Annotated in this window: 27 protein-coding genes; 20 read left to right on the plus strand and 7 right to left on the minus strand. The window is 72.8% G+C overall.

The features are described 5' to 3' along the window. Nucleotides 1-337 precede the first annotated feature (337 nt). On the plus strand, nt 338-2,458 hold the full coding sequence (locus WDV06_RS05900; protein WP_395508565.1) for a primosomal protein N': 2,121 nt from the start codon (nt 338-340) through the stop codon (nt 2,456-2,458). Between the two features lie 132 nt (nt 2,459-2,590). On the opposite strand, the gene WDV06_RS05905 is transcribed toward WDV06_RS05900, so the two are convergent. Continuing rightward, complete coding sequence (locus WDV06_RS05905) at nt 2,591-3,118, minus strand: hypothetical protein (protein WP_395508566.1); 528 nt, start codon at nt 3,116-3,118, stop codon at nt 2,591-2,593. Nucleotides 3,119-3,367: 249 nt separating this feature from the next. Here WDV06_RS05905 and fmt point away from each other — a divergent pair, with 249 nt between their 5' ends. After that, complete coding sequence (gene fmt, locus WDV06_RS05910) at nt 3,368-4,312, plus strand: methionyl-tRNA formyltransferase (RefSeq protein WP_395508567.1); 945 nt, start codon at nt 3,368-3,370, stop codon at nt 4,310-4,312. 90 nt (nt 4,313-4,402) lie between these two features. Beyond that, on the plus strand, nt 4,403-5,869 hold the full coding sequence (locus tag WDV06_RS05915) for an RsmB/NOP family class I SAM-dependent RNA methyltransferase (protein WP_395508568.1): 1,467 nt from the start codon (nt 4,403-4,405) through the stop codon (nt 5,867-5,869). A gap of 35 nt (nt 5,870-5,904) precedes the next feature. Here WDV06_RS05915 and WDV06_RS05920 read toward each other — a convergent pair whose 3' ends face one another. Further along, nucleotides 5,905-7,041 carry an amidohydrolase family protein gene (locus tag WDV06_RS05920; RefSeq protein WP_395508569.1) on the minus strand — a complete coding sequence of 379 codons (1,137 nt, stop codon included), beginning with the start codon at nt 7,039-7,041 and terminating at the stop codon, nt 5,905-5,907. A 294-nt stretch (nt 7,042-7,335) separates the two neighbouring features. Between WDV06_RS05920 and rpe the strand changes: the two genes are divergently transcribed. The 5 genes from rpe (at nt 7,336) to WDV06_RS05945 (ending at nt 10,358) form a co-directional block, all read left to right on the plus strand. Next, nucleotides 7,336-8,022 (plus strand): ribulose-phosphate 3-epimerase, encoded by a 687-nt coding sequence (gene rpe, locus WDV06_RS05925; protein WP_395508570.1) that lies wholly within the window; start codon nt 7,336-7,338, stop codon nt 8,020-8,022. Between the two features lie 138 nt (nt 8,023-8,160). After that, the gene (locus WDV06_RS05930) at nt 8,161-9,177 is read left to right on the plus strand and encodes a sugar-binding transcriptional regulator (RefSeq protein ID WP_395508655.1); all 1,017 of its coding nucleotides are present in this window, start codon (nt 8,161-8,163) and stop codon (nt 9,175-9,177) included. Nucleotides 9,178-9,292: 115 nt separating this feature from the next. Next, the gene (locus WDV06_RS05935; RefSeq protein WP_395508571.1) at nt 9,293-9,514 is read left to right on the plus strand and encodes a hypothetical protein; all 222 of its coding nucleotides are present in this window, start codon (nt 9,293-9,295) and stop codon (nt 9,512-9,514) included. A gap of 50 nt (nt 9,515-9,564) precedes the next feature. Beyond that, nucleotides 9,565-9,999 (plus strand): guanyl-specific ribonuclease, encoded by a 435-nt coding sequence (locus tag WDV06_RS05940; protein ID WP_395508572.1) that lies wholly within the window; start codon nt 9,565-9,567, stop codon nt 9,997-9,999. After that, nucleotides 9,996-10,358: a barstar family protein gene (locus tag WDV06_RS05945; RefSeq protein WP_395508573.1), complete on the plus strand. Its 363-nt coding sequence runs from the start codon at nt 9,996-9,998 to the stop codon at nt 10,356-10,358. The genes WDV06_RS05940 and WDV06_RS05945 overlap by 4 nt, the downstream gene beginning before the upstream one ends. A gap of 40 nt (nt 10,359-10,398) precedes the next feature. Here WDV06_RS05945 and WDV06_RS05950 read toward each other — a convergent pair whose 3' ends face one another. The 5 genes from WDV06_RS05950 to WDV06_RS05970 form a co-directional block, all read right to left on the minus strand. Continuing rightward, nucleotides 10,399-10,875, minus strand: a complete 477-nt coding sequence (locus WDV06_RS05950) for a group II truncated hemoglobin (protein WP_395508574.1) — start codon at nt 10,873-10,875, stop codon at nt 10,399-10,401. Then, complete coding sequence (locus tag WDV06_RS05955; RefSeq protein ID WP_395508575.1) at nt 10,872-11,201, minus strand: putative quinol monooxygenase; 330 nt, start codon at nt 11,199-11,201, stop codon at nt 10,872-10,874. The genes WDV06_RS05950 and WDV06_RS05955 overlap by 4 nt, the downstream gene beginning before the upstream one ends. A 76-nt stretch (nt 11,202-11,277) precedes the next feature. After that, nucleotides 11,278-11,769 (minus strand): hypothetical protein, encoded by a 492-nt coding sequence (locus WDV06_RS05960; protein WP_395508576.1) that lies wholly within the window; start codon nt 11,767-11,769, stop codon nt 11,278-11,280. A 61-nt stretch (nt 11,770-11,830) separates the two neighbouring features. Then, the gene (locus WDV06_RS05965) at nt 11,831-13,561 is read right to left on the minus strand and encodes an FAD-dependent oxidoreductase (RefSeq protein WP_395508577.1); all 1,731 of its coding nucleotides are present in this window, start codon (nt 13,559-13,561) and stop codon (nt 11,831-11,833) included. Then, nucleotides 13,558-13,830, minus strand: coding sequence for a UBP-type zinc finger domain-containing protein (locus WDV06_RS05970; protein ID WP_395508578.1), 273 nt, complete (start codon nt 13,828-13,830; stop codon nt 13,558-13,560). The genes WDV06_RS05965 and WDV06_RS05970 overlap by 4 nt, the downstream gene beginning before the upstream one ends. Nucleotides 13,831-14,106: 276 nt before the next feature. On the opposite strand from WDV06_RS05970, the gene WDV06_RS05975 reads away from it, so the two are divergent. Genes WDV06_RS05975 through WDV06_RS06030 form a run of 12 tightly spaced genes read left to right on the plus strand, consistent with a single transcriptional unit; the run spans nt 14,107 to nt 25,257 of the window. Then, entirely contained in the window at nt 14,107-14,931 is an 825-nt protein-coding gene (locus tag WDV06_RS05975; protein WP_045946182.1) for a type 1 glutamine amidotransferase domain-containing protein, read from the plus strand. A 19-nt stretch (nt 14,932-14,950) separates the two neighbouring features. Beyond that, complete coding sequence (locus tag WDV06_RS05980) at nt 14,951-16,597, plus strand: thiamine pyrophosphate-binding protein (RefSeq protein ID WP_395508579.1); 1,647 nt, start codon at nt 14,951-14,953, stop codon at nt 16,595-16,597. A gap of 34 nt (nt 16,598-16,631) precedes the next feature. Next, nucleotides 16,632-17,063, plus strand: coding sequence for a nuclear transport factor 2 family protein (locus WDV06_RS05985; protein WP_395508580.1), 432 nt, complete (start codon nt 16,632-16,634; stop codon nt 17,061-17,063). A gap of 13 nt (nt 17,064-17,076) precedes the next feature. After that, entirely contained in the window at nt 17,077-17,532 is a 456-nt protein-coding gene (locus WDV06_RS05990) for a nuclear transport factor 2 family protein (RefSeq protein ID WP_395508581.1), read from the plus strand. Between the two features lie 16 nt (nt 17,533-17,548). Beyond that, the gene (locus tag WDV06_RS05995; protein WP_395508582.1) at nt 17,549-17,920 is read left to right on the plus strand and encodes a nuclear transport factor 2 family protein; all 372 of its coding nucleotides are present in this window, start codon (nt 17,549-17,551) and stop codon (nt 17,918-17,920) included. 12 nt (nt 17,921-17,932) lie between these two features. Beyond that, the gene (locus tag WDV06_RS06000) at nt 17,933-19,537 is read left to right on the plus strand and encodes a GMC family oxidoreductase (protein ID WP_395508583.1); all 1,605 of its coding nucleotides are present in this window, start codon (nt 17,933-17,935) and stop codon (nt 19,535-19,537) included. Then, complete coding sequence (locus WDV06_RS06005; RefSeq protein ID WP_395508584.1) at nt 19,530-20,141, plus strand: DJ-1/PfpI family protein; 612 nt, start codon at nt 19,530-19,532, stop codon at nt 20,139-20,141. The genes WDV06_RS06000 and WDV06_RS06005 overlap by 8 nt, the downstream gene beginning before the upstream one ends. Then, nucleotides 20,141-20,587 carry a VOC family protein gene (locus WDV06_RS06010; RefSeq protein WP_395508585.1) on the plus strand — a complete coding sequence of 149 codons (447 nt, stop codon included), beginning with the start codon at nt 20,141-20,143 and terminating at the stop codon, nt 20,585-20,587. Before WDV06_RS06005 ends, WDV06_RS06010 begins: the two co-directional genes overlap by 1 nt. A 1-nt stretch (nt 20,588) precedes the next feature. Continuing rightward, a complete protein-coding gene (locus WDV06_RS06015; RefSeq protein WP_395508586.1) occupies nt 20,589-22,415 on the plus strand; it encodes an AGE family epimerase/isomerase in 1,827 nt (608 codons plus the stop codon). A gap of 40 nt (nt 22,416-22,455) precedes the next feature. Further along, complete coding sequence (locus tag WDV06_RS06020; RefSeq protein WP_395508587.1) at nt 22,456-22,800, plus strand: STAS domain-containing protein; 345 nt, start codon at nt 22,456-22,458, stop codon at nt 22,798-22,800. Continuing rightward, nucleotides 22,797-24,929 (plus strand): glycogen debranching protein GlgX, encoded by a 2,133-nt coding sequence (gene glgX / locus WDV06_RS06025; RefSeq protein WP_395508588.1) that lies wholly within the window; start codon nt 22,797-22,799, stop codon nt 24,927-24,929. The genes WDV06_RS06020 and glgX overlap by 4 nt, the downstream gene beginning before the upstream one ends. A 16-nt stretch (nt 24,930-24,945) precedes the next feature. Continuing rightward, a complete protein-coding gene (locus WDV06_RS06030) occupies nt 24,946-25,257 on the plus strand; it encodes an STAS domain-containing protein (protein WP_351888681.1) in 312 nt (103 codons plus the stop codon). Nucleotides 25,258-25,259: the final 2 nt, after the last annotated feature.

The following is a 25,259-nucleotide window of genomic DNA, read 5'->3' on the forward strand; positions in this document are numbered from 1 at the left end:
ATCTACGCCCAGACCGCCGCCTACGGCCACTTCGGCCGCGAGCTCCCCGACTTCACCTGGGAGCGCACCGACCGCGTCGACGCCCTCCGCACCGCCGCCGGCCTGTAACCGGCACCCGCTCCACCCCGATGCCGCCCCGGACCCGCAGGTCCGGGGCGGTATCGCGTTGCGGCCCCCGGCCGCTCCGCATAGGCTGCGCGAGCCCTCCCGGTGCGAGGGGTGACGGCTTCATCTGGAGCCGGGCGCGAGCCCGGCGTTGAAGGACCGCGGTACCGCCGCCGCCCGCCGGGACCTCGGGAGGGCCCCACTGTCGGTGCCCTTTGGTAAGAATGCTGCTGTGAGCAGCGAGAACGCACCCGACGCAGACGGCCCCGGCGGCCCGCCGCAGCAGCTCGCGCTCATCCGGGGGATGGTCGCCGAGGCGAAGGCCAAGGCGCCCAAGGCCAAGCCGCGCACCTGGCGCGGCGCCGCCCTCGCCGAGGAACTCCCGGTGGCCCGCGTCCTCGTCAACAAGGGCGTGCTCCACCTCGACCGGCTCTTCGACTACGCCGTCCCCGCCGAGCTCTCCGAGGCGGCCCGGCCCGGCGTCCGCGTCCGGGTCCGCTTCGGCGCCGGCGCCCACCGGGTGCACGGCGGCCGCCGTGAGGGCGGGGGCCTCATCGACGGCTTCATCGTCGAGCGGCGCGCCGAGTCCGACTACGAGGGCGCGCTGGCCGCGCTCGCCCAGGTCGTCTCGCCCGAGGTGGTCCTCGGCCCCCGCATGCTGGCCCTCGCCCGGGCCGTCGCCGACCGGTACGCGGGCAGCCTGGCCGACGTCCTCCAGCTGGCCCTGCCCCCGCGCAACGCCCGCGCCGAGGCCAAGCCCTCCCCGGACCCGCTGCCCCCGCCGCCCGCCCCCGAGCCCGGCGGTTGGACCCGGTACGGCGCCGGGCCCGCCTTCCTGCGCGCCCTGGCCGCAGGAGGCACCCCCCGGGCGGTGTGGACCGCCTTGCCCGGCCCCGGCTGGGCCGACGAGCTGGCCCGGGCGATGGCCGCCACCCTCGCCTCCGGCCGAGGCGCCCTGGCCGTCGTCCCCGACGGGCGCACCGCCGCCCGGGTCGACGCCGCCCTCACCGCCCTGCTCGGCGAGGGGCGGCACGCCCTGCTGACCGCCGACTCCGGGCCCGAGAAGCGCTACCGCGAGTGGCTGGCCGTCAACCGTGGCTCGGTCCGGGCCGTGGTCGGCACCCGGGCCGCGATGTTCGCGCCCGTACGGGACCTCGGGCTGGTGGCCGTCTGGGACGACGGCGACTCCAGCCACAGCGACGACCACGCCCCCTTCCCGCACGTCCGCGAGGTGCTGGAACTGCGCGCGGTGACCGACGGCTGCGCCTTCCTCGCCGGCGGCACCAGCTGCACCGTCGAGGCCGCGCAGCTGGTCGAGTCCGGCTGGGCCCGGCCGCTGACCGCCGACCGCGAGACGGTGCGCGCCGCCGCCCCCCGCGTCCGGACCATCGGTGACGAGCTGCTGGCCCGCGACGGGGCGGCCCGCGCCGCGCGGCTGCCGAGCCTGGCCTGGGAGACCGTACGGGAGGGCCTCAAGAGCGGGCCCGTACTGGTCCAGGTGCCCCGGCGGGGTTACGCGCCCCGGCTGGCGTGCGAGCGCTGCCGCACCCCCGCCCGCTGCACCGTGTGCGCCGGTCCGCTGGAGGCCCCCGACGAGCGGGAGCTGCACTGCGGCTGGTGCGGGCGGGCCGAGCCGGCCTGGCACTGCGAGGAATGCGGTTCCTTCCGGCTGCGGGCGCAGGTGGTGGGCGCGCGGCGGACCGCGGAGGAGCTGGGCCGTGCCTTCCCGGCCGTGCCCGTACGGACCTCGGGGCGCGACCACGTCCTCGACGAGGTGCCGGACCGCCCGGCGCTGGTGGTGTCCACCCCGGGCGCCGAACCCGTCGCGGCGGGCGCCGGGTACGCGGCGGCGCTGCTGCTGGACGGCTGGGCGATGCTGACCCGGCCCGACCTGCGGGCGGGTGAGGAGGCACTGCGCCGCTGGATCGCGGCCGCCTCGCTGGTGCGGGCCGACGGCCAGGTCGTGGTGGTCGCCGAGCCGACGCTGCGGCCCGTACAGGCCCTGGTGCGGTGGGATCCCGTCGGGCACGCCGTTCGGGAACTCGCGGAGCGGGCCCAGCTCGGGTTCCCCCCGGTCTCGCGGATGGCGGCGGTGGCGGGGCGCGGGGAGGCGCTGGAAGCCTTCCTGGCGGCCGCCGCGCTGCCGCCGGACGCGGAGGTGCTGGGGCCGGTTCCGCTGCCGGGGCGGCGGGGGGAGGCGTCGCCGGGGGAGCGGGCGCTGATCCGGGTTCCGCCGGGGAGCGGTGCGGCGCTGGCCGCCGCGCTGAAGACGGCCCAGGCGGCCCGTATGGCCCGGGGCGTGCCGGTCGCCGACGCGGTACGGGTGCGGATCGATCCGCCCGACATCGGCTGAGGCTGAGGCCGCCCGGCGCGTACGGGTGGCGCCGCTGCGCGGAGCCGAGGACAGCCCGCAGGGCCCCGCCACCCGGAGTCGGGCGGCGGGGCCGGTGCCGTCGGGGGTCGGCGTCCCGGCGGCGGGGGCCGGTCAGCCGTTGCGGGGCCCCGGGAAGGCCGACTGGCGGGGCGCCTGAACGGCAGCTGCCTGGCTGTCCTCGCGGACCGGCTGCGGCGGTACGGACCGGGCCGCCGGGATGGTGGGCAGCGGTCCCAGCGTCCGCGTCGTGGTGCCCTCGGCCAGCGGCTCCGCCGCCTCCGCGGCCTGCGCCGCCCGCCGCGCCCCGTAGCGGCGGTGCACGGCCTGCTTGGTGACGCCGAGCGCCGAGCCGACCGCGTCCCACGAGAAGCCGAGGGAGCGGTCGAAGTCCACCGCCGCGGTGACGAGCGTCTCGACGCTGTCCCGCAGCTCCTGGGCGAGCCGGACGGTGGGCGCGGGCGCCCGGCCGTAGACGACGAAGCCCGTGGAGGGCCCGGAGCGGCGCGGGCGGTAGACGTTGCCGAGCTGGGCGGTGAGCGTGCGCAGTGCGTCCACCTGCCGGCGAACCCGCTCGATGTCCCGCACCAGGAGGTGCAGACTGGCCCGTGCTTGGGCGTCATGGGTGGCGTGGTCGGCCATGGAGAAGCCTCTCGAACCGGTGCTGAAGAGCGGATCGGGCCGCAGACACCGTTCAGAATCGCGGCCCGTTTCGGTCAATCTCTCTTGACCAACGCGCCGACATGCCCCCAGGTCACGCCCTGGGGGCGTGTCGGCATATGCGAGAGGCGCGCGTGTGTGCGTACGCCCCCGATCCCGCAGGCGGGTCCGGCGGACCCCGCCCCCTAGACTGGACCGCTGCTGACGCCGAGATAGCGAGGTAGGACCCCAGTGAAGCTCGTCTTCGCAGGCACCCCCGAGGTCGCCGTGCCCGCCCTGGACGCCCTGATCGCCTCCGGGCGGCACGAGGTCGCGGCCGTCGTCACCCGGCCCGACGCACCGGCCGGCCGGGGCCGGCGGCTGGTCGCCAGCCCGGTCGCCGAGCGCGCCGAGGAGGCCGGCATCGAGGTCCTCAAGCCGGTGCGCCCGCGGGACCCGGAGTTCCAGGAGCGGCTGCGCGAGATCGCCCCGGACTGCTGCCCGGTCGTCGCCTACGGCGCCCTGATCCCCAAGAGCGCCCTCGACATCCCCGTCCACGGGTGGGTCAACCTGCACTTCTCGCTGCTGCCCGCCTGGCGCGGCGCCGCGCCCGTCCAGCAGTCGATCATGGCCGGCGACCAGGTCACCGGGGCCTCCACGTTCCGGATCGAGGAGGGGCTCGACACCGGCCCGGTCTTCGGGGTCCTCACCGAGGAGATCCGTCCGACCGACACCAGCGGCGACCTGCTGACCCGCCTCGCCTTCGCCGGCGCCGGCCTGCTGACCGCGACCATGGACGGCATCGAGGACGGCACCCTGCGCGCCGTCGAGCAGCCCGCCGAGGGGGTCTCCCTCGCGCCGAAGATCACCGTCGAGGACGCCCGCGTCGACTGGAACGCCCCCGCGCTGCGCGTCGACCGCGTCGTGCGCGGCTGCACCCCGGCGCCGGGCGCGTGGACCGTCTTCCGCGGCGAGCGCCTCAAGCTGATCTCCGTCGGCCTGGTCCCCGACCGCACGGACCTCGCGCCGGGCGTGCCGGCCCCGGCCAAGAACAACGTGTACGTGGGCACCGGCTCCCACGCCGTCGAGCTGCTCTGGGTCCAGCCGCAGGGCAAGAAGCCGATGAAGGGCGCCGACTGGGCCCGCGGGGTGCGCATCGCTCCCGGTGAGCGCCTGGGCGCGGCCGACGTAGGCTGATCCCATCCGCGCCCCGGCCCGGGGGCGCCGGCAGCACCCCGGTCCACGGCAGAACCCCGTAGCACCTCGTACCTCCGGAGCACCTTCCACGTGAGCGAAAAGTCCCCCCAGCCCCGTCGCAGCCCCGCCGCGGGCGGCCGGCCGGCCAAGCCCTACCGCCGGCCCCAGAAGGACCCCGTCCGGATGCTGGCCTTCGAGGCGCTGCGGGCGGTGGACGAGCGCGACGCGTACGCGAACCTCGTCCTGCCCCCCCTGCTGAAGAAGGCCCGCCAGAACGAGTCCTTCCAGGCCCGCGACGCGGCCCTGGCCACCGAGCTGGTCTACGGGACCCTGCGCCGCCAGGGCACGTACGACGCGATCATCGCGGCCTGCGTCGACCGGCCGCTGCGCGAGGTCGACCCGCCGGTCCTGGACGTGCTGTCGCTCGGCGCGCACCAGCTGCTGGGCACCCGCATCCCCACGCACGCGGCGGTCTCCGCGAGCGTGGAGCTGGCCCGGGTGGTCCTCGGCGACGGGCGGGCGAAGTTCGTGAACGCCGTCCTGCGCAAGATCGCCGCCCATGACCTGGACGCCTGGCTGGAGCGGGTCGCGCCCCCGTACGAGGAGGACGCCGAGGAGCACCTCGCCGTCTACCACTCCCACCCCCGCTGGGTGGTCAGCGCCCTGTGGGACGCCCTGGGCGGCGGGCGCGCCGGGATCGAGGACCTCCTGGAGGCCGACAACGAGCGGCCCGAGGTCACGCTGGTGGCCCGGCCGGGCCGGTCCACCCCCGAGGAGCTCGTCGAGGCGCTCGGCGAGGAGTCGGCGCTGCCGGGCCGCTGGTCCCCGTACGCCGTGCGGATGGCCGAGGGCGGCGAGCCGGGCGCGCTGGAGGCGGTCCGCGAGGGGCGCGCCGGCGTCCAGGACGAGGGCAGCCAGCTGGTGGCCATGGCCCTGGCGGCGGCACCCGTGGAGGGCCGCGACGAGCGCTGGCTGGACGGCTGCGCGGGCCCGGGCGGCAAGGCGTCGCTGCTGGGTGCGCTGGCCGCGCAGCGGGGTGCGTTCCTGCTGGCCTCCGAGAAGCAGCCGCACCGGGCGCGCCTCGTGGAGCGGGCCCTGGCCGGCAACCCGGGCCCGTACCAGGTCATCGCCGCCGACGGCACCCGGCCGCCGTGGCGCCCGGGCTCCTTCGACCGCGTGCTCATGGACGTCCCCTGCTCCGGCCTGGGCGCGCTCCGGCGCCGCCCCGAGGCCCGCTGGCGGCGCCGCCCGCAGGACCTGGAGGGCTTCGCGCCGCTCCAGCGCGCCCTGCTGCGCGAGGCGCTGTCCGCGGTGCGCGTCGGCGGCGTCGTGGGCTACGCGACCTGCTCCCCGCACCTGGCGGAGACCCGGGTGGTGGTGGACGACGTCCTCAAGGGCCGCGGCGCGGGCAACCTGCCGGTGGCGGCCGAACTGATCGACGCCCGCCCGTACATGGAGGGCGTACCGGCCCTCGGCGACGGCCCGGACGTCCAGCTGTGGCCCCACCTCCACGGCACGGACGCGATGTACCTGGCCCTGCTGCGCCGCACCGCGTAACCATCCCCCGGCGGCCGGCTCGGCCCGTTGCCGGTTCAGCCGAGCGGTGCGGGGTGCTCCGGCCGGGATGCGCCGTCGCCGGGGGAGTGTTCGGCGCCCGCGCACCAGACGGTGCGGATCCGGCGGGTGGCGCGGATGTCGGTGAGGGGGTCGCCGTCGAGCAGGACCAGGTCGGCGCGCAGGCCCGGGCGGACGGCGCCGCGGTCGGTGAGGCCGAAGTGGCGGGCGGGCAGGACCGTGGCGGCGCGCAGGGCCTCCAGGGGCGACAGGCCGGCGTCCACCAGGAGCTCCAGCTCGTGGTGGAGGCTGCTGCCGTGCGGCGGGGTGAAGGGCACGCCCGGGGTGGCGTTGGCGTCGGTGCCCGCGAGGACGCGTACGCCCGCCCGGTGCAGGGCGGTGACGCTCGCGCGGGCCCGGCCGTAGTTCCCCAGGCCCGGCAGTCCCGCCGCGGCGAGGCCCTCCATCATGGTCAGGGTCGGCACGCAGGCCCGTCCGGCGGCGCGCATCCGGGCCGTCGCGGCGGCGTCGAGGGCCCGGTCCGCCGGGACGTGGGTGAGGACGTCGGCGCCGGCCCGCTGCGCCATCGCGCAGGCCTCGAAGGCGGTGGTGTGGGCGACGACGAGCCGGCCGTGCGCGTGCGCGGCGGCGACCAGGGCGTCGAGGGTGGGCTGGTCCAGGGCGCCGGGGCCGGGCGGCTCGGCCACGATCTTGATGTAGTCGGCGCCCTCGGCCACCCGGGCCGCCACGAAGCGCTCCGCGTCGGCGGGGCCGGTGACGACGCCGTCCGGCGGTACCCCGGGCATCCGGGAGTGCAGGCCGCCCGCCGCGATGGCGAGCGTGCCGGGGCTGCGGATGTCGGTGAGTCCCGGGGCGGCACGCAGGGAGTCGACCAGGGCCGGGGGCCAGGTGGCCATGTCGAGGGCCGTGGTGACGCCGTGGTCGCGCAGCTGCCGCAGGTTCTCGGGGCCGTGCAGGTGGACGTGGGCGTCGATCAGGCCGGGGAGGACGACGGCGCCCCCGGCGTCGGCCACCCGGGCCCCCGCGGGGTCGGCGCCGATCACCCCGCCGTCGATGACGAGCGTCGCGGGGGCGAGGAGCCGCCGGCCGTCGAAGACCCGGGCGTTCGTCAGGGCCGTCTTCACGCAGTCCTCCAGGGGCCGTGGGGCGGTCATTCTCCCGCGGACCGCCGCCTGCGGACGGGAGGCACCAGGGCCGGCCGTCGGCGGCCCGCAGGTGCCCCGGGGGCCGGATCCCGCCGGGAAGCGGGCGCCGGCAGGTGCGGGGGATCCGCCGGGCGGACGGGGCGCGGCGGCCGCCGTCCCGCCCGTGCCGTGCCGTGCCTGTGGCCGTGGTCACAGGCGTCCGTGCCGGACGGGCGGGGCCGCCTGATCGCTCCGGAGATGTCCGGGCGCCGGAGTTCCGGGGCCGTGGCCTGAAGTGACCGGGGGCATGGCAGGCTTGGGGGCATGGCCGTTCAGATCAATCCCAGCATCCTGTCCGCCGACTTCGCCCGTCTCGCCGAGGAGGCGCGGGCCGTCGAGGGGGCCGACTGGCTGCACGTCGACGTCATGGACAACCACTTCGTGCCGAACCTCACCCTCGGCCTCCCGGTCGTGGAGTCGTTGAGCCGTGCCACGGACACCCCGCTCGACCTGCACCTGATGATCGAGGACCCGGACCGCTGGGCACCGCAGTACGTGGAGGCCGGCGCCGGCTCGGTGACCTTCCACGCCGAGGCCGCCGCGGCCCCGGTGCGCCTGGCGCGCGAGATCCGGGCCCTGGGCGCGCGGGCGGCGATGGCGCTCAAGCCCGGCACCCCGATCGAGCAGTACGAGGACCTCCTGCCCGAGCTCGACATGGTGCTGATCATGACGGTGGAGCCCGGCTTCGGCGGCCAGTCCTTCCTGGACATCATGCTGCCCAAGGTCCGCCGGACCCGGGAGCTGATCGCCAAGCACGGACTGGACCTGTGGCTCCAGGTCGACGGCGGGGTCTCGGCCACCACCATCGAGCGGGTCGCGGAGGCCGGCGCGGACGTGTTCGTGGCCGGCAGCGCGGTCTACGGGGCGGTCGACCCGGCCGCCGCGGTGCGGACGCTGCGTGACCAGGCGGGTGCGGCGATCGCCGCCGCGCCCTGGGCCTGCGACCACTGAACCGAGCGTTGGTGAACGGCTCGGTGAACGGATGTCGTCCAGGCTGATCAACGGCCGCTGGATCTGACAGGATGAACGGCGAGTCGAGAGTGTGAACACGACAGTGTGAACAGCAGTGAGGAGAGCGCGGTGTCTGCAATGTCGGCGGGACGGTCAGCCCTGCGGATGGGACCCGCGGAGCTGGTGCAGGCGGCGGCCATGGCGCGCCGCTTCTACCTGGAGGGCAAGTCCAAGATCCAGATCGCCGAGGAGTTCGGCGTGAGCCGCTTCAAGGTGGCCCGGGTCCTGGAGACCGCCCTGGAACGCGATCTCGTCCGCATCGAGATCCGGGTACCGGCGGAACTGGACGCGGAGCGCTCCGACGCGCTCCGCGCCCGCTACGGGCTGCGGCACGCCGTCGTGGTCGAGTCCCCGGCCGACGCGAGCGAGGACGCACCCGATCCGGAGAACCTCGGGGCGGTCGCGGCCGACCTGCTGGGCGAGCTGGTCAACGAGGGCGACGTCCTCGGGCTGGCCTGGGGCCGGTCGACGATCCACATGGCGGCCTCCCTGCACCGGCTGCCGCCGTGCACCGTCGTCCAGCTGACCGGGGTGTACGACGCGGGGACGGCCGAGCGCGGGTCCGTGGAGGCCGTGCGGCGCGCCGCGCAGGTCTCGGGCGGGGACGCGCACCCCATCTACGCGCCGATGCTGCTGCCGGACCCGGCGACGGCGGCGGCGCTGCGCAACCAGACGGGCATCGCGCGGGCCTTCGAGTACTTCGACAAGGTCACCGTGGCGGCTGTGTCCATCGGCTCCTGGGAGCCGGGGATCTCGACCGTCCACGACATGCTCACCGACGAGGAGCGGGCGCACTACGCCTCCCTGGGCGTGGCGGCCGAGATGTCGGCCCACCTGTTCGACGCGGAGGGCCGCCGCGTCGGCCGGGACCTGGGCGAGCGGTGCATCACCGTCGAGGCCGACCGGCTGCGCCGGATCCCGGAGGTCGTGGCCATCGCGGGCGGGCTGCGCAAGGCCGCCGCGATCGGCGCGGTGCTCCGCTCCGGGCTGGTGACCAGCCTGGTGACGGACACGGCGGTGGCGGACTACCTGCTGACCGAGTCCGCCCCGGGGCTGCGGCCGGCGCTGGAGCGCGCCGACCCGGACGACCTCTGACGACCTCCGACGGCCTCTGGTGATCTCCGGCGAGCCCGGCCCCGGGGCGGAGGGTGTCGCAATCGAGACCCGTTCCCCGGGGCGGAACGCCGCCCGGCCGCGCATACTGGCTCCAATGACCAGGCCCGCGGCGTCCCGCCGCCATCTGCCGTCCAGTCCCTTCAAAGCCCCCGTCGAGCCGCCCGTACGGGGGTTCGGCGTGGGAGACCGGGTGAACCACGACGCGTTCGGTCTCGGCCGGGTCGTCGGCGTCGAGGAGGACGTGGCCGTCCTCGTCGACTTCGGCGCGACCCGCAGACGCGTCCTCAGCCCGTATTCCAGGATGACAGTGCTGTGAGGCCACTGTCGCCGTTCGCGTAAATATCGGATATTTGACACGATCGGGGCATGATCTTTCGGAGCGTGCCCGGGTCGTTGTCACGTGTACTGGGGGCCCTGTTCCTGTGCGCCGCCCTCGTGGGCGCCGCGGGCTGCGGGGGCGGTTCCGCCCCGGCCGCGCCGGCGCCCGCCAGATCCGGTGCCACCGCCCCGGCGTGGGCGAAGGGGATGGCCACCGTACGGGCCGACGCGCTGCCGCAGCAGGCCCGCGAGGTGCTCGCGCTGATCGACAAGGGCGGCCCGTACGCGTACCGGCAGGACGGGACAGTGTTCGGGAACTTCGAGAAGGTCCTGCCGAAGCAGAAGCGCGGCTACTACCACGAGTACACGGTCAGGACCCCGGGGGAGCGCGACCGCGGGGCCCGTCGCATCGTCACGGGCGAGGGCGGGGAGTTCTACTACACGGACGACCACTACGAGACCTTCAAGGCGGTTCTCCGATGACCCTCGACCCGCAGCCGCTCGCCCCCGCCCTGGCCGCCGCCGAGGAGGCCGGCTGGACGACGGTACGGCTGGACCTGGACGGCGTACGGAGCAAGGCGGCGCTGATGCGGCGCTGCGGGGCGGCGCTCCGGGCGCCGGAGTGGTTCGGCGGGAACTGGGACGCGCTGGCCGACGCGCTGATCGACCTGTCCTGGCTGCCGGACGCGCCGGGGCGGCTGCTGGTGGTGACGTCCTGGCGCGGGTACGCCGCCGAGCGGGCCGAGGACTGGGACACCCTGGGGGAGGTCCTGGAGGAAGCCGTGGACTTCTGGCGGGGGCAGGACGGGGCGCCGCCGCTCACGGTGGTGGTGGCGCGCTGAGCGGGCCCCGCCGGCCTTCCTGCCGCGGGGCCCGCTCGTGTCATTCGGCCGCCGTCTTCGGGATCCACGGCGGGGTCTGGCCCCAGGACCAGACCGGGACCTTGGCCGCGTCCACCGGCGGCGGGTTGGGGCCCGAGTAGATCAGGGCCATCCGGGTGCCCCACTCGATGTAGTAGACGAACACCGCCCGGAACTCGGGGTCCGTCGGCAGGCCGACCTCGTCGGCCGTGTCCAGCAGCAGGTCCACCCAGCGGCGGCGCTGCTGCTCGGTGATGCCGCGTCCCAGGTGCTTGGTGGCCATGTGCATGTGGCCGCCGTGGTGCGCCGAGTAGTCGGCCGGGCCGCCGAAGACCTCCGACAGCCAGACCGCGACGTGCTGCGGGTGCTCGGCGTCCATGCCCGCGAAGACGGGGGCCAGGACCTCGTCCTGCAGGGCGTGGCCGTAGAAGGCGTCGGTGAGGCGCCGCATGGCGTCCGCGCCGCCCATCCACTCGTAGATCGTGGGCGTGGTGCTCATGACTGTCCGGCGGCCTTCCCCGGGCCGACGACGTCGGTGGCGGTGTAGTGCTGCATCTCCTCGATGTTCGTCACGTACGGGCGGATCGCCTGGAAGAACGCCGGGAAGTGCTCGCCCTTGCGGAAGCCGTTCAGGTGGGCGTCGACCGAGGTCCAGCGGATCCGCAGGATGTACCGCTCGGTGTCCTCGGTGTTGTGGGCCAGCTCGTAGTCGATGCACTCGGGCGAGGCGGCCAGGGCCTCGGCCGCGCGGGCGTACGCCTCCTCGAAGGCCTGCTGGTCCTGCGAGGCGATCCGGTAGCGGATGTACTCGACGGTGGTGGTCATGGTGTGCGTGCCTCTCCCTGGGATCAGGTCGTCCCGGATACTTTCCGGGATCATCAGTGCCCGGTGGGGATTTCCGTCACTCCGGCCGCGACTTCTGGAGGTCGGGGCCCTGCTCGCGCACCTGGCGCACCCTGTCGAGGGACTCGCGCAGCTCCCGGAGCCACTCGTCTGTGTTCTCCCCGACCAGGCGTACGCACCAGGCCAGGGCGTCCGCCCGGCTGCGGGCCACACCGCCGGCGACCAGGGTGTCGAGCACCTGGCGCTCGGACTGGCGCAGCCGGGTCATGACGGGGACGGCGAGGTGGGTGAAGAGGACGGTCTCCTCACCCGACCTCACGCCCCAGGCGACCTTGCGGCGGTAGAGTTCCTCGGCCTCGCGGGCCACCTCCATGCGCTGCTCGCGCGTGCGCTCGCGGAACTCCTTGACCGACTCGGACGCCGGGACGGCGCCGACGACGGTGATCTCCTCCCGGTCGACGGTGACCGAGACGAGGGACTCGTAGACGTCCACCGGCAGGCGCTCGGCGAACCACGCGCGGAGCTTCTCGCTCTGTTCGGCTGTAATCATGTAATCAACGTTGCGTCCGCTCTCCTCTTGATCGCAAGGGTCCGGCCGTTCGCTCTCGGCGTCAGCCCATCGAGCGGTAGCGGTGGATCAGGGAGACCGCCATGGCCCCCTCGCCCACGCCCGAGGCGACCCGCTTGACCGAGTGGGCCCGTACGTCACCCGCCGCGAAGACGCCGGGGACGCTGGTCTCCAGCGGGTACGGGGCGCGCTCCAGGCTCCACTCCGCCGGCAGTTCGCCGCCGTTGGCGATCAGGTCCGAACCGGTGAGGACGAAGCCGTACTCGTCGCGCTCGACCACCCCCGACAGCCAGTCCGTGTGCGGGCGGGCGCCGATGAAGGTGAACATGAACCGGGCCGGGATCTCCCGGTCCTCGCCGGTGTCCGCGTCGTGCAGGGTGATCCGCTCCAGGTGCTCCCCGCCGTCCAGGGCGGTGACGGTCGTACGGACCTTCACCTCGATGTTCGGCGTGCGCTCGATCTCGTCGATCAGGTAGCGGGACATGCTCGCGTCCAGGGAGGCGGCGCGGACCAGGATCGTCACCCGGGCCGCGTACTTGGCGAAGTGCACCGCCGCCTGCCCGGCCGAGTTGGCGCCGCCCACGATGAACACGTGCTGGGAGATGCAGGCCGAGCTCTCGGTGGTCGCCGCCCCGTAGTACAGCCCCGCGCCCTCGAAGCGGTCCGCGCCGGGGGCCTCCAGGCGGTTGTACGAGACCCCGGTCGCCAGCAGCACCGTCTCCGCGCTGATCTCCGTACCGTCCGCCAGGGTCAGGATCTTCGCCGGGTCGTCCCGGGTCAGGGAGACCACCTCCACCGGGTGCAGGATCTCGGCGCCGAAGCGGGAGGCCTGGATGGTGGCGCGGCGGGTCAGGTCCCCGCCGGAGAGTCCCGAGGGGAAGCCGAGGTAGTTCTCGATCAGGCTGGAGGTGCCCGCCTGGCCGCCCGGGGCGCGGGAGTCCAGCATCAGCGTGGACAGCCCCTCCGAGGCCGCGTACACCCCGGCGGCCAGCCCCGCCGGGCCGGCGCCGACGATCACGCACTCGTAGTGCGGGCGCGAGGCGGTGGTGGCCAGGCCCAGGCGCCGGGCCAGTTCGGTGTCGGTGGGCGCGGAGAGCACCGAGCCGTCCGGGAAGCGCACCAGCGGCAGCGCGGCCCCGGCCTGCGCGTCGGCGATCACCGTCAGCGCCTCGGGGTCCCGCTCCACGTTCAGGAAGCGGAACGGCTGGCCGTTGCGGGTGAAGAAGTCCCGGACGGCGTGCGTACCGGGGGAGACCAGGTGGCCCGCGACGATGATCCCGTCATAGGCGGGGCGGTAGGTGGCCAGCCAGTCCGAGAGCAGGTCGTCCAGGACCGGGAACAGCCGCTCGTGCGGCGGGTCCCAGGGCTTGAGCAGGTAGTAGTCCAGCCGGACCCGGTTGATGGCCGTGATGGCCGCGTCCGTCTCCGCGTACGCCGTCAGCAGCACCCGCCGGGCGTCGGGGAACCGGCTGACCGCCTCCAGCAGGAACTCCACGCCGGTGACGTCGGGCATCCGCTGGTCGACGAGGAACAGCGCGGGGTCGTGGCCGCGCTCGTCGAGGGAGTCCAGGATCTTCAGGGCGTCGGCGGCCGAGGAGGCCCCCAGCACCCGGTAGCGGTCGCCGTAGGCGCTGCGCAGGTCGCGGCGGACGGCCCGCAGCACCTGCGGGTCGTCGTCCACGGCCAGGATCACGGGCTTGCGGCTCTCGGCCCGTTCCGCGGGGGCGGCCGTGCCCGTGGCGGGGGAGGCGGGGCTCCCCTGGGGCGCGTTCACGCCGGCTCCAGCATCAGCTGGTCGGCGTAGCACCAGGCCCAGTCCTCACCGGGCTCGTGCGAGGCCGCGATCGGGTGGGCCGTCGCCTTGTAGTGCCGCGTCGCGTGCCGGTTCTTCGAGGAGTCGCAGCACCCGACGTGCCCGCAGCTCAGGCACATCCGCAGGTGCACCCAGACGTCCCCCAGGCGCAGGCACTCCTCGCAGCCGTCGGCCGATGGCTTCACGGCACGTATCTGGTCGACGTGTGTGCACAACAGGTCGTTCGTCATCGTCCCCGTCCCTCTCCTCACGCACTCCTGACCCGGCGCGCCCCCCGCATCACGGCGCGTCCAGAACATAAATCGGGGATCTTGAAATGGTTCAGCGATCCGGCCGAGGTCAGGAAGTCCGGCACGTACTTCCTGACCTCGCCGGGCTACTAGGTGAGGTGCCGCGACGACCTTGCCCGCTACCTCACGAAGTCGCATTCCGGCCCTTTGACGCGGGGTCCGGCCGCACGCAGTGTGGTGGACGCAAACGACAACAGGCCGCGCCTGGAGGAATCTGTGAGCAGAAAGATTCTGGTCATTGTCTCCGAACACGGTTACTGGTCCGAGGAACTGATCGGTCCCGTTTCGAAGTTCGACGAGCAGGGCTACGAGATCACATTCGCCACGCCGACCGGAAAGCGCGCACACGCGCTTCCGCCGAGCCTCGACCCGAACTTCGTCGACCCTCCGCTCGGCCGCTCGGTCACCTCGGAGGAGAACGCCCGCCTGGGCCGGGAGTTCGAGCAGTCGAACCGCCTCGACACGCCCCTCGACATCGAGGCGTGGGTGCCGGAGCGCCCGTACACGAGCGACGGCGAGTACCTGCGCAAGCTGGAGCAGTACCACCGGGACCTGGAGAAGCTCGAAGCCGACATCGCCGGCTACGACGCGATCCTCATCGTCGGCGGCAGCGGTCCCATCGTCGACCTCGCCAACAACGAGCGGGTCCACGCCCTGATCCTGGCCTTCAAGAACGCCGGCAAGGTCGTCGCCGCCGAATGCTACGGCGTCGCCTGCCTGGCCTTCGCCCGCGACTGGGGCGACCGCAAGAGCATCATCTGGGGCAAGCACGTCACCGGCCACTGCAAGGAGTACGACTACAAGGACGGCACCGGATTCCTCGGCACCGACTTCAACATGGGCCCGCCGCCGTACCCGCTGGAGTACATCCTGCGCGACGCGACCGGCCCGCGCGGCGCCTATCACGGGAATTTCGGCCACCCGCTGTCGGTGATAGTCGACTATCCCTTCGTCACCGGCCGCTCCACCCCCGACTCGTACCTCACGGGGCAGAAGATCGTGGAAGTCCTGGAGAACGGTCTCACCCGTTACGGGTGGTAGGGGAATGAGGGGGAGTCCGATGAATTCCGAAGCCACTCCCGGACGGGAAAGGCTGATCGAGCAGTTCAAGGCCGACGGCCTGACGGTGATGTTCGGAAATCCGGGAACGGTGGAACAGGGATTCCTCGACGCGGTCGACGCGGCGGCGGACTTCCAGTACGTCCTGGCCCTCCAGGAAACCGTGGCCGCCGGCATCGCCGACGGCTACGCCCGGGCCACCGGCGGTGCGGCCCTGCTCCAGCTGCACTCCGGCGTGGGCCTGGGCAACGGCATCGGCATGCTCTACCAGTCGCTGCGCGGCCACACCCCGCTCGTCGTGGTCGCCGGCGACGCCGGGGTGCGCTACGACGCCATGGACGCCCAGATGGCCTCCGACCTGGTGGCCATGGCCAAACCCGTCACCAAGTACGCGACCCGGGTCACCGACCCCCGGTCCGTGCTGCGCACCATCCGGCGGGCCGTGAAGATCGCCCTCACCCCGCCGCGCGGCCCGGTGTTCGTGGCCCTGCCCATGGACGTCCTGGACGAGCTCAACTCCGAGCCCGTCCTGCCGGCCACGGTGCCGCTCACCGACGTGGCGCCCTCGCCGGCCTCGGTGGGCCGGGCGGCCGAGCTGCTCGCCGCCGCCGAACGGCCGGTGGTCCTCGTCGGCGACGGGGTCTCGCTCTCCGGGGCGCAGGCCGAACTCGCCGCCGTCGCCGAGCTGCTGGGCGCCGACGTGTACGAGGTCGACTCCTCCGAGGTGAACATCGCCGCCTCGCACCCGCTGCGCCGCGGCCAGACGGGCCACATGTTCGGCCTGCACAGCAAGGAGCTGGTCGGGGAGGCCGACGGGGTGCTGATCGTCGGCACCTATGTCTTCCCCGAGGTGTTCCCCGAACTGGAGAACCCCTTCCGGCCCGGCGCCAGGGTCGTGCACATCGACCTGAACGCCTACGAGATCGCCAAGAACCACCCCGTCGACCTCGGACTGGCCGCCGACCCGCGCCAGGCACTGCGCGCGCTGGCCGGCGTACTGGAACAGCGGCTGACCCCGGACCGGCGCGCCGCGGCGGCCGCCCGGCTGGACGCGCGGACCCGGGAACGGGCCCGCGCCGCCGGGCAGGCGTCACCGGACGACGACACGCCGATGGCCGTCTTCCTGCGGACGCTGGCCGAGCGCACCCGCGGGGACATCGTCGTCTTCGACGAGGCGCTCACCACGTCCCCGCTGGTCACCCGGTACCTGCCGCCCGAGCGTCCGGGCGACTACCACCTCACCCGGGGCGGTTCGCTGGGCGTGGGCTTCCCGGGGGCGGTCGGCGCCAAGCTGGCCCGCCCGGACCGGCTCGTCGTCGGCTTCGCCGGCGACGGCGGGTCGATGTACACCTACCAGGCGCTGTGGACGGCGGTCCGGCACGGGATCGACGCCAAGTTCGTGGTCTGCAACAACCGCAAGTACCGGCTGCTCGACGACAACATCGCCCAGTACTGGCGGGAACGGGACATCGCCGAGCACCCCTTCCCGGGCTCCTTCGACCTCTCCCGCCCCGAGATCGACTTCGCGGGGCTGGCCCGGGCGCTGGGCGCCGACGGGACGCGGGTGGAGAAGCCGGACGAGGCGGCGGCCGCCGTGGACCGGATGCTGGCCCACCCCGGCCCGTTCCTCGTCGACGTCCAGATCTGAACCGACCGGACCCCACCGAACAGGAGGAGACCGCATGCCCGCCGAGCGGCTGACCGAGGACGCCATCCGCACCTTCGCCGAGAACTGGTACGTGGCCCTGGACCGCCACCTCCCGCTGGAGCAGGTCCTCGCCCTCATCACCGAGGACCTGGAGTTCAAGGTCCCCGAGGACACCTTCCTCGGACACCAGGGCTTCGGCCGCTGGTACGACGCCGTCACGCACCGGTTCTTCGACGAGGTGCACACGGTCACCAAGGTGGAGCCGGTCATCGAGGGCGACCGGGCGATCGTCCGCGTCCTCGTCAACTGGCAGGCCAAGATCTGGGACCCGCCGGCCGCCCGCAGCCAGTGGCTCGGCTTCGACGCCGACCAGACCTGGACCGTCGTGGCGGGCCCGGACGGTCCGCTGATCAAGCAGTACACCGTCAACGAACTGGCCCCGATGCCCGGCTCGGGCTCGCTCTGAGAGGGCCGCGGCGATGACCGAAGTGACCCCTGAGCGGGTCGGGGCCGCCTACCGCGCCCTCGGCTCCGGAGACCGCGCGCGCATCCTGGAGTACTACTCCGAGGACCTGCGCTGGCTGGTGCCCGGCAACCATCCGCTGGCCGGCTGGTACGAGAGCCTGGACGCCTTCCTGGAGCTGATGGGCCAGACCCACAAGCTCACCGGCGGCACCTTCCGCATGGAGCTGGAGGCCGTCCTGACCGGACCGGACTGCAGCGCCGACGTCTGCCGCAACACCGCCCTGAGGGACGGCGCCGACCCGGCGAGCGGCTCCCCGTACGAGCGGATGGACTACCCGGTCTTCCACTTCATGAAGTGGCGCGACGGGCGGATCGTCGAGGGCCGGGACGGGCTCTTCGGCGACACGGCCAGTGCCTTCAGCCAGTTCTGGGCGCCCTTCGCGCCCGACGGCACCCGCAGGGACCGATAGGGGGGACGAGAGACCGATGGACGCCCGAGAAGTACTGACCAGGTACTACGAGTACGCCAACGCCGGCGACTGGGACCGCTGGTGCGACCTGTTCGCCGAGGACCAGGTCATGGACGAGCAGCTCGCCGGACACATCGAGGGCCTGGAGACCCTGCGCTCGATGATGAAGGGCATGGGGGCCATGTACCGGGTCTTCCGCAACGAGCCCGTGCACTTCCTGGTCGACGGGGAGAAGGCCGCGGCCGTCTCCCACATCACCGCCGTCAGCCCCTCCGGACAGGCCATCGAGGCCGAGGTCATGAACTTCTTCCGGATCGTGGACGGCCGGATCGTCTACATGGCGAACTACCACGACACCGTCCCCTTCCAGGTGCTGGGCCAGGACTGAGGGGGGCGGACCGTGGCCACAGAGCAGTACGACTACGTGATCATCGGCTCCGGCACCGCCGGCAGCGTCCTCGCCCACCGCCTCTCCGCCGACCCGGACGTCTCCGTCCTGGTCCTGGAGGCCGGCGGCGACCGCATCCCGCCCGAGGTGGACGACCCGTCCTCCTGGTACAAGCTGCTCGGCGGGCCCGTCGACTGGGGCTACACCAGCGTCCCGCAGCCGGGTCTGGGCGGGCGTCGCACGTACGAACCGCGCGGCAAGGCCCCCGGCGGCAGCAGCAACCTCTACATCATGATGCACATCCGGGGCCACGCCTCGGACTTCGACAACTGGGCCTACCAGGGCGCGGCCGGCTGGGCGTACGAGGACGTGCTGCCGTACTTCGCGCTCCTGGAGGACCAGGAGGACGTCACCGCCGCGACCACCGGCACCGGCGGACCCCAGCGGGTCACCAACGCCGGACGCCACGGCCCCAACCCGGTCTCCCGCGCCTTCATCGACGCCGCCGTCGAGCTCGGACACCGCGAGATCGCCGACTTCAACACCGACGGCCCCCGCCGCGGCCTCTTCGGCACCGGCTGGCACCACGTCGACGTGGCCGACGGCCGCCGCCAGGGCACCCTCGCCTCCTACCTGGAGCCGGCCCTCGCCCGCCCCAACCTGACCCTGCGCACCAACGCGCAGTCCACGCGGCTGCTCGTCGACGGGGACACCTGCACGGGCGTCGAGTACGTCCAGAGCCGGCCCCCGGCCGAGGTCCCCGGCCGCACGGTACGGGACGGCCACAGCACCGCGGCGGCCCCCGGCCTCCACACCGTACGGGCCCGCCGCGAGGTGATCGTGGCGGCCGGGGCGATCGAGTCCCCGAAGCTGCTGCTGCTCTCCGGCATCGGGCACCCCGACCGGCTGCGCGAGCACGGCATCGAGGTCACCGCGGCCCTCCCCGGGGTCGGCGAGAACTTCCACAACCACGTCCTGACCGGGCTGATGGCCGAGGTCACCCAGGAGCTCCCGGCGCCCGCGCAGAACCTGTCGGAGAGCGCGCTGTTCCTCTCCTCCCGGCCCGGACTGCCCGCCCCGGACCTCCAGATCGCCTTCGTCCACGTCCCCTTCGACGTGATCGTCGGCCAGGACCACCCGAACACGGTCTCCATCCTCCCCGGGGTCGTCCGACCGGTCTCCCGGGGCTGGATCCGGCTGGCGAGCGCCGACCCGCTGGCCCACCCGCTGATCCACCCGAACTACCTGGGCGACCGCTGGGACCTGGAGCGGATGGTGCAGGGCGTCAAGCTCGCCCGGGAGATCTTCGCCACCTCCGCCTTCTCGCCCTGGTACAAGCAGGAACTCCAGCCCGGGCCCGGCGCCGTCACCGACGAGGACCTGCGGACCTTCGTCCGGCAGAAGGCGGAGAGCTACCACCACCAGGCCGGCTCCTGCCGCATGGGCATCGACGACCTCTCGGTCGTCGACCCCGAGCTGCGGGTGCACGGCGTACGGGGCCTGCGCGTCGTCGACGCCAGCGTCATGCCCGCCGTCCCGTCGGGCAACTGCCACACCGCCATCGCGATGATCGCCGAGCGCGCGGCGGACTTCCTGAGGGGGGTGTCCCGTGCCTGACGCCGTACTGCGCGAGGGCGCGCTGAGCGGGACCCGGATCGCGGTCCTGGTCGAGAGCGACTTCTACGAGCCGGAGATCTTCTACTACCAGCGCCGGTTCGCCGAGGAGGGCGCCGAGGTCGACTTCCTGACCCGGCTGTGGGGCAACGACTCCATCACCTTCTCGGGGCACGAGTACCGGGCGCCGTTCACCGCCGACAAGTCCCTGGAGGGGATCGGCGACGAGGAACTGCGCCGGTACGCCGCCGTCATCGTGCCCTCGGGCATGGTGGCCGACCGGCTGCGCTACACCGAGGACGTGGACGTGCTGGCGCCCGCGACCGAGTTCCTGCGCCGGGCCTTCGAGGAGCCCACGGTCCTCAAGGGGATCATCTGCCACGGCATGTGGCTGGCCTCCTCCATCCCGGACAAGGTCCGCGGCCGCAAGGTGGTCTGCCACAACAACCTCATCGGCGACGTCCGCAACATGGGCGCCGAGTACGTCGACGAGGACGTGGTGGTCGACGGCGACCTGGTCACCGGCCGCACCGGCGCCCACCACCACCTCTTCGCCCGCAGGCTCATCGAGCTGATCGCGGCGGGCCGGGCGCGGGGGAGCGCCTGATGCCCGGCGCCGGCGGCCACCCGATGGTCTGGTCCCACGTGGGGCTCAACTGCGCCGACCAGAAGAGCACCGAGGAGTTCTACACCCGGTACTTCGGCTTCACCCGGGCCCGGGTGGTCGACCTCGGGGAGGCCCGGATCGTGTTCCTGCGCAAGGGGGACGCGTACCTGGAGCTCTTCGCGGCCGGCACCGAGCCGGCCCGTACCGCGAAGGACGACGGCCCGCAGGCCCCGGGCCGGATACGCCACCTGGCCTTCCAGACCGACGACGTCGACGCGTTCCTCGCGGAACTGGGCGGGGCGGCCGACGTGACCCTGGGGCCGCTGGACTTCGACGACTTCATCTGCGGCTGGCGGACCGTCTGGGTCCGCGATCCCGACGGGGTGATCGTCGAGGTCAGTCAGGGATTCGAGGACGACCGCTCACACGACAAGGACGGTGCATGACATGGCGGGCTCGACCGGCTTCTCCTTCTCCGACACGATCGCGGGCTACGTCGTCCGCTTCGACTCCGCGTCGCGGCTGCTGCGCCTGCGTACGGCCGACGACCGGGAGTTCGACGTCTCGCTCGCCTCGGGCCCCAGCGCCGAGCTGGTGCGCAACCTGGACGAGCCCTACGTCGACGCCTCGGGCCACATCGACGAGATGCTCTCCGCCGGCCGGTTCCTCTTCGCCTACGGGGTCCACTACCCCGAGCAGGGCGGGCGTTTCGACGCCAAGCGGCTGGTGTTCCTGGGCCGCAGCGCCGAGGACTACCGCTTCGAGGAAGCCGGCTGGTGGGTCAAGCAGATCGAGTCCCTCGCCGACTTCTACAAGCGGGCGCAGTTCGGCGACGGGCCCGTGGACTTCGACCAGTACCGCACCGAGATCCGGCTCGGCGGCGACAAGACCGCCAGCCACGTCCAGGAGACCGACACCATCTCCCGGCTGGTCTACGGCATGGCCTCCGCCTACCTGCTGACCGGCAAGGACGAATACCTGGAGATCGCCGAACGCGGCACCGAGTACCTGCGCAAGCACATGCGGGTCGTGGACGCCGAAGAGGACGTCGTCTACTGGTACCACGGCATCAGCGTCGACGGGGACACCGAGCGCAAGCTGTTCACCTCGGAGTTCTCCGACGACTACGACGCCATCCCGATGTACGAGCAGATCTACGCCCTGGCCGGCCCCATCCAGACCTACCGGGTCACCGGCGACGTCCGGATCAAGAACGACGCCGACGCCACCATCCGGCTCTTCGACAAGTTCTTCCTCGACCCGGAGCAGGGCGGCTACTTCTCGCACATCGACCCGATCCTCTTCAGCCCCGACCACGAGTCCCTCGGCGAGAACGCCGAACGCAAGAACTGGAACTCGGTCGGCGACCACGCGCCCGCGTACCTGATCAACCTGTACCTGGCGACCGGCGACCAGAAGTACGCCGATTTCCTGGAGTACACCTTCGACACCATCGCGGACAAGTTCCCGGACTACAAGAACAGCCCGTTCGTCCAGGAGCGCTTCTTCCGCGACTGGTCGCACGACACCGCGCACAGCTGGCAGCAGAACCGCGCGGTCGTCGGGCACAACCTGAAGATCGCCTGGAACCTGATGCGGATGAACTCGCTGAAGGCCAAGCCCGCCTACGAGGAGCTCGCCCGGAAGATCGGCGAGATCATGCCCGCCGTCGGCAGCGACCGCCAGCGCGGCGGCTGGTACGACGTCGTGGAGCGGGTGAAGGAGGGGGACCAGGAGACGTACCGCTTCGCCTGGCACGACCGCAAGGCCTGGTGGCAGCAGGAGCAGGCGATCCTCGCCTACCTCATCCTGCACGGCACCGTCGGCGGCGAGGCGGCCCTGCGCGAGGCGCGCCAGGCGCAGGCCTTCTACAACACCTTCTTCCTCGACCACGACGAGGGAGCCGTGTACTTCAACGTGCTCGCCAGCGGCACGCCGTACCTGCTCGGCACCGAGCGGCTCAAGGGCAGCCACTCGATGTCCATGTACCACTCGGCGGAGCTGTGCTACCTCGCCGCCGTCTACAACAACCTGCTCATCAACGGCCGGGAGATGGACTTCCACTTCCAGCCCGACCCGGCCGACCTGCCCGGCCGGACGCTGCGCGTCTCGCCCGACCTGCTGCCCGCGGGCTCGGTGCGGATCGCGTCCGTGGAGATCGACGAGAAGCCGTACGAGGAGTTCGACGCCGACGAGCTGACCGTCCACCTCCCCGACGTCCAGGGGCGGGTCAAGGTCAAGGTCCGGCTCCGGCCGGTGGCCCAGAAGAAGTAGTGCCCAACGGGGGGCGCCCCAACCAGAGGGGAAGCACGACATGAGTCTGAACCTGAAGGAACGCCGCAACAAGACGGGCACCGTGCTCGTCGCCACCGGCGAGATCAACAGCGAGACCTCCGGCACCCTGCTGGAGACCCTGCTCCCGCTCGTCCGCGAGGGCCGGGCGCTGCGCATCGACCTGACCGCCGTCACCTACGTCTCCAGCGCCGGCCTGCGCACCCTGCTGGTCGTCTACCGCGAGGCCCAGCACGCCGGCGTCGCCGTCACCCTGTACGGGGTGAGCGAGGAAGTCCGGTTCGTCATGTCGGCCACCGGCTTCCTCGACTTCTTCGAGACCGGCGAGGCCGCTGCCGCCGCCGGCCGGGCCAAGGCCGCGCGATGAGCGAGGCCCGCTCCGAACGAGTGCTGCGCGTGGACGCGTACCCGACCCACGAGGTGGGCGGGTACCGCGTCCGCGCGGGCAAGCCGTTCCCCTTCGGGGCCAACGTGGTCCCCGGCGGGGTCAGCTTCTCCGTCTTCTCCGACCAGGCCACCTCCATGACCCTGGTCATCTACAAGCGCGGAGAGCCCGAGCCGATGGCCGAGCTCCAGTTCCCCGAGGAGTTCCGCACCGGCAGCGTCTTCTCCATGACGGTCTTCGGCCTCGACCACGAGAACATCGAGTACGGGTACCGGGCCGACGGCCCCTACGACCCGGTCACCGGCCACCGCTTCGACGCCCGCCAGGTCCTCTCCGACCCCTACGCCCGGCTGATCGCCGGCCGCGACGTGTGGGGCGTGGAGCCGGACCGCAGCCGCGGCTACCAGTACCGCTCGCGGGTCTGCCTCCAGGACTTCGACTGGGGCGACGACACGCCGCTGGGGATCCCCGCCGAGGACCTCGTCGTGTACGAGGCCCACGTGCGCGGATTCACCCGGCACCCCTCCTCGCACGTCACCGCCCCCGGTACCTTCGCGGGGCTGCGGGAGAAGATCCCGTACCTCAAGGAACTCGGGGTCAACTGCATCGAGCTGCTCCCCGTCTTCGAGTTCGACGAGAGCGACAACCCGCGCAGCAACCCCGAGACCGGCGAGAAGCTCTACGACTACTGGGGCTACAACACCGTCTCCTTCTTCGCGCCCAAGGCCGGCTACGCGGCCACCGGACGCTACGGGATGCAGGGCGACGAGTTCCGCACCCTGATCAAGGACCTGCACGCGGCCGGCATCGAGGTCATCCTCGACGTCGTCTTCAACCACACCGCCGAGGGCAACGAGCAGGGCCCGACCATCTCCTTCAAGGGCCTGGACAACGCCACGTACTACATGCTCACGCCCGAGGGGTACTACTTCAACTTCAGCGGCACCGGCAACACGGTCAACTGCAACCACCCCGTCGTGCGCAACTACGTGCTCGACTGCCTGCGCCACTGGGTCGCCGACTACCACGTCGACGGCTTCCGCTTCGACCTCGCGGCCATCCTCGGCCGGGACCTGGACGGCACCCCGCTGCCCAACCCGCCGCTGCTGGAGATGCTCGCCTTCGACCCCGTCCTGCGGCACACCAAGCTCATCGCCGAGGCCTGGGACGCGGGCGGCCTCTACGAGGTCGGCAACTTCCCGGCCTACGGCCGCTGGGCCGAGTGGAACGGCAAGTACCGGGACACCGTGCGCCGCTTCCTCAAGGGCGACTCCGGGGTCATCGGTGAGCTGGCCACCCGGATCGCGGGCTCGCCCGACCTCTACTCCGGCCGCGGGACCACCGCCTCCGTCAACTTCCTGACGGCACACGACGGGTTCACCCTGGCCGACCTGGTCTCGTACAACGACAAGCACAACGAGGCCAACGGCGAGGGCAACAACGACGGGGCCAACGACAACAACAGCTGGAACTGCGGGGCCGAGGGTCCCACGGACGACCCCGAGGTCAACGCCCTGCGGCTGCGCCAGATGAAGAACGCCCTGGCCATCCTGCTCACCAGCCAGGGCATCCCGATGCTGCTGTCCGGGGACGAGGTCGCCCGCACCCAGCAGGGCAACAACAACACCTACTGCCAGGACAACGAACTGTCCTGGTTCGACTGGGACCAGGTCGACGAGAACGCCGAACTGCTGCGCTTCACGCGCCAGATGATCGCCTTCCGCGGCCGCCACCGCGAGCTGCGCTCCACCAGCCATCCCACGGGCCGGCTCCGCGACGGCCTCGGGCTGCCGGACATCAGCTGGCACGGGGAGCGGGCCTGGCAGCCCGACTGGTCGCCGGAGAGCCGCCTGATCGCGGTGGCCCGCTGCGGCACCAACGACGAGGACGTGGTGTACGTCGCCATGAACTCCCACTGGGAGGCGCACGACCTGGAACTGCCCGCCCTGCCGCACGGCCGCAGCTGGCACCTGTTCGCCGACACCGGGGCCGAGGCCCCGTACGACATCCGCACCCCGGGCACCGAGCAGGAGCTCGACAACGCCGGCAAGTACCTGATCGGCCCGCGCTCGGTCGTGATCCTGGTCGGCCGCGCCAACGACCCCGAGTGACCGAAGGAGACCTGACATGCCGCTTTCCGTGTCCCTGAGCATCGAGGGCGACACCACCGTGATCGAACTGACGGGCGAGCTGGACGCCAAGACCGCGCCGGAGTTCCACCAGACCATCGAGAAGGCCGCCGGCCACGGCACCAGCACCGTCGAGATCCGGATGGCCGGCGTCGGCTACATGGCCAGTGCCGGGCTCCGCTCCCTCGTCTTCGCCCAGCAGAAGGTCGCGGACCACGTCACCATCAAGGTGGTCGGCGCCATCGAGCCCGTCTCGCGGACCATCCGCACGGCCGGACTCGACCGCAGCATCCTGCTCGCCGATGACTGAGC

Origin of the sequence: Streptomyces racemochromogenes, from assembly GCF_044129415.1 — a bacterium.
Lineage (GTDB): Bacteria > Actinomycetota > Actinomycetes > Streptomycetales > Streptomycetaceae > Streptomyces > Streptomyces racemochromogenes_A.